Below are 4,180 nucleotides of genomic sequence, written 5' to 3'. Positions count from 1 at the left end.
GATCACGCGCAGGCCCTGCAGGCCGTGGACGCGCAGCTGGTCGTCGACCACGGCCCAGCTGCTGTCGGCCGGGCCCATGCGGCAGGTGCAGCCGGGATGGAACGTGGTGGTGCCGCGCTTTGTGGCTGCCGCGAGGAATTCGTCGTCGCTCTGTACGTCTGGTCCGGGAAAATCCTCATAGGCGTAATAGGGCGCGAGCGGCGCTGAAGCGAGCAGCCGGCGCGCCAGCTTCATGCCGGCGACGACGGTGCGGCGATCGAGCTCCTCGGCGAGATAATTGGTCTGGATGATCGGCGGATCGAATGGATCGGCCGAGCGGGCGCGGACATAGCCGCGGCTCTCGGGCCGCTGCTGCCAGGATGCCACCGTCATGCCGGGCTGGTCCTCGAGCTGACCCTGCACGCCCTCCTTGTAGCTCGCCGGTGTGAACGTCAGTTGCAGGTCGGAGCTCTCGGTGGTCTCGCCGGAGTGCCAGAAGCAATAGACCATGGTCGGCGACAGCGAGAGCAGGCCGCGCCGCGTCGTCGCCCATTTGATCGCCTCGCCCACCAGGCTGAGGCCACGCCGGCGTTCGTTGATGGTCTTGATGTTCTTGACGCGGGCGACCGAGCGCGGCGCGTAATGGTCCTGCAACCCTTCACCGACCCCCGCCAGCGCGTGGCGTACCTCGATGCCCAGCGATTTCAAAAGATCAGGAGATCCGACGCCCGACAATTGCAGCAGTTGCGGCGAGTTGTAGGTGCCGCCGGAGAGGATAACTTCCTTGGCCGCGCGCACCTCGACCGGCGTGCCGCCCTTGCCGCCTTTGGTATAGCGTACGCCGACCGCGCGCTTGCCCTCGAAAATGATTTCGGTCGCATGCGCATGGGTGCGCACATGGACATTGGGCCGTTTCATCGCCGGATGCAGGAAGGCGGTCGCCGCACTGACGCGCAGGCCATTTTGAATGGTGCGCTGGGCGTAGGAGACGCCCTCCTGGATCGCGCCGTTGTAATCGGGGTTGCGCGGAATCCCCAGACTGATCGCCCCGGCCATGAAGGCTTCGCAGAGCGGATCGCGCCAGTCCATGGTGGTGACGGTCAGGCTGCCGTCGCGCCCGCGATACGTGTCCTCGCCCTCGCCGACGCGCCGCTCCAGCCGCTTGAAATAGGGCAGCACGTCCTCATAACCCCAGCCGCGATTGCCGAGCTGCGCCCAGGTGTTGAAATCCTGGCGCTGACCGCGATTATAGATGTGGCCGTTGATCGAAGAGGAGCCGCCGAGCGTCTTGCCGCGCGGCGCGTAGATGCTGCGCCCGCCAGTCCAGGGACCCGGCTCCTGCTGGTAGGCCCAGTTGATACCCCTCATGTGAAAGGTCTTGATGAAGCCGGCCGGCAGATGGATGTAGGGATGCCAGTCGCGGGGGCCGGCTTCGAGCACACAGACACTGGTACCCGCATCTTCGCTCAGCCGGTTGGCGAGGACGCAACCCGCCGAGCCCGCGCCCACGATCACATAATCGAACGTTTCCATCGCACCCTTCTCTAGCCGCGCCGTTACTTTCGACGCGTTTTTCTTCAAACGCTAGTCGCGCACTCTCTCGTTCAATTGATAGGTCAGGTGCAACTTCACCGTCGGCCATTCACCGGGGAGGATGCTGTAAGTGCGTACGGAATTCGACCGCGATGCAATCCAGCTTTTCAAACGCATGCGTCAGCAACAGCAATTTGCACTGGGTATTGAGCGCGCTGCGCTGCACGCGCTTGGCGTACCAGGTCGAGCCGATCTCGACGCGCCGGTTCGCCGCATCGACGTTCATATAGGTCGTCATGCCAGCGATTTTGCCGTCGGCATCGAATACCGTGAACGGCAGCATTAAGCCTGCCACCTGCAGTCCCAGCCGGCGATCGATCTCCTTGCGCATGTCTTCGGCTTTGGGAACGGACGTGTACCAGAGCTTCCACAATTCGCCGTCCTTGACGGCCTCCGTCAGCCCGTCGCAATGATCCTGCGACAGGGGCTTCAGCTGCGCGTATGGGCCGCTGAGTGTAACCGGTTCAGGCCAGGGCATTGGATACTCCGCTCCTTAAGTCGTCATTGCGAGAAGCGCAGCGACGAAGCAATCCATTCTTTCGTTGCGCGGTGAAATGGATTGCTTCGCTTCGCTCGCAATGACGAAAAAAACCATTCGTGTCGCACATCACTTGTTCAGAAAATTCAGCGGCAGGCCAGGCCGGGCCCAGTCCATTGCGATCAGTTCGCCCTTGCCGGACAGCGTGATGTAGGCGGTCTTCAGCTCCGGGCCGCCGAAGGCAATGTTGGTGGTGACGCGGTCGCCGGTCGGCACCTGCTCGACCAGGCTGCCGTCCGGCGCGATCACCGAAATGCAGCCCGAGATCAGGGTCGCGACGCAGATATTGCCGCACGCTTCCACTGCGAGCGAGTCGAACATCTGGTAACCGCCCAGACCCGCGATCGGCTTGCCGCGTTCGCCGCGATAGATCACGTCGCGCGGCTTGACCTCGCCGGGCGCGGCAAGATCGAACGCCCACAATCGCGCCGTCGGCGTCTCCGCGACGTAGACCATGTTTTCATCCGGCGACAGCCCGATCCCGTTGGCCGGCAGCATGCCGAACCCACCTTCGACGACTTCGCTGGCGCCGGGCTTCATGTAATAGAACGCGCCGACATCCATGTCGCGTGCGCGGCGCTTGCCCAGATCAGTGAACCAGAGCCCGCCCTGCCTGTCGAACACCAGATCGTTCGGCCCCTTCAGCGGATGCTCGCCGCAGCTGTCGAACAGGGTTTCGACCTTGCCGGTTGAGAGATCGACGCGCTGGATCGAGCCGCCGATATATTCATGCGGCGCCGGCGCGCCCGGCATCATGGTGCCGCGCGAGGCAGTCCAGCTAAAACCGCCATTGTTGCAGATGTAGCATTTGCCGTCGGGCCCGATCGCCGCCCCGTTGGGACCGCCGGGAATTTCCGCGACCACTTGCTTGCGCCCGTCCGGCCACACCCGCGTCAGCCGCCGGCCGCGGATTTCAACCAGCAGCACCGATCCGTCCGGCATCACCACCGGCCCTTCCGGGAATTCAAGATCGGTGGCGAGAACGCGCACGTTCGGCATCGGAATCCTCCGGGCTTTTCTTGAGCCAAGCTTTGCTTGAGCGCTTGCGGACTCCAGGCACATCCCGCACGCGCAACAATTTCGTTACGCGATGTTATGGCAAAGTCGATCTCGCTTGCCAAGCAATCAACGGCAAGAACCGCGCAAGGCAGCCCAGCGTGCGGCCTATTCCTTGACCGGCACCCAGATTTCGAGGCCGCCATTGCCGGTGAGCGGATCGAACTTCTCGCCATAGCGCTCGAAATTGGGCGCATCGGCCACCTTCATTCCCGACGCCGGCAGCCAGTGATTCCAGATCGTGTTGATGGTGCGGCGGATGGTCGAGATGTGCTCGCTATGGGTGAACACCGCGTATCGCTGTTCGGGGATGCGCACGCTGGAGAATTCGCGCGGCAGATCGGAGAAGTCGGAGACTTCGACGCCGGCGATGTAATCGAAATTTCCGGCATCGTCGCCGTTGCAGCAGACACCGTAAGTGACATGCCAGAAGCGGCCGGGAATATTCGGGGCGGATTGCTGGAAGCGCTGCCACTGGCCCGGAATACCGGCGGTATTCTCGTGATTGTAGCGCTCGCCGACGCCGGCGATGAGCAAAGGCTTGCTGGTCTCAAAGCGTGGCGCTTGCAGATTGTCTGTAAGGGTTGAGTCCATGGGGATCGGCTCCTGCAGCTTGATGTGGTCAAGACACTTGGCGCTGCGGACCGCTTCGGGCGTGACCCCGAAATGATCGCGGAACGCACGGGTGAATGCTTCGTGAGAGCCGTAATCCGCATCCAGCGCCAGGCTCAGGATATCGGGCGCGCCGCCCGCGAGCGCCCGCGCCGCTTCGCTGAGGCGCCGGGCACGCACATAGCGCATCACCGACAGCCCCGTCGCGGCGGCAAACGCCCGCACCATGTGAAAGCGCGAGACGCCACCGATCGCCGCGACCTCATCGAGGGTCAACGCCCGGGCAAGGTGGCTTTCGATATACCAGAGCGCCTTCTGGGCAGGATTCATCAATAGCGGCCTTCATTCGAAGCACGCGCAGTGTGATCGCTTCGCGCGCGCGCCATTTGACAGTCCTTGCGC

At 63.3% G+C, this 4,180-nt stretch carries 3 protein-coding genes and 1 pseudogene; all 4 read right to left on the bottom strand.

Annotation, left to right across the window (positions count from 1 at the left end):
- On the bottom strand, nt 1-1,512 hold a 1,512-nt coding region (locus ABR948_RS29535; RefSeq protein ID WP_428124851.1), incomplete at its 3' end, for a GMC family oxidoreductase.
- A gap of 51 nt (nt 1,513-1,563) precedes the next feature.
- Nucleotides 1,564-2,050: pseudogene (locus tag ABR948_RS29530) on the bottom strand (GNAT family N-acetyltransferase).
- 129 nt (nt 2,051-2,179) lie between these two features.
- On the bottom strand, nt 2,180-3,109 hold the full coding sequence (locus ABR948_RS29525) for an SMP-30/gluconolactonase/LRE family protein (protein ID WP_428124849.1): 930 nt from the start codon (nt 3,107-3,109) through the stop codon (nt 2,180-2,182).
- A gap of 165 nt (nt 3,110-3,274) precedes the next feature.
- Nucleotides 3,275-4,108 carry a GyrI-like domain-containing protein gene (locus ABR948_RS29520; RefSeq protein ID WP_428124847.1) on the bottom strand — a complete coding sequence of 278 codons (834 nt, stop codon included), beginning with the start codon at nt 4,106-4,108 and terminating at the stop codon, nt 3,275-3,277.
- Nucleotides 4,109-4,180 lie beyond the last annotated feature (72 nt).

Origin of the sequence: Bradyrhizobium sp. (genome assembly GCF_050014615.1) — a bacterium.
Lineage (GTDB): Bacteria > Pseudomonadota > Alphaproteobacteria > Rhizobiales > Xanthobacteraceae > Bradyrhizobium.
The sequence above is the reverse complement of the archived record's forward strand: the minus strand, read 5'-3'. Positions and strand labels throughout refer to the sequence as shown.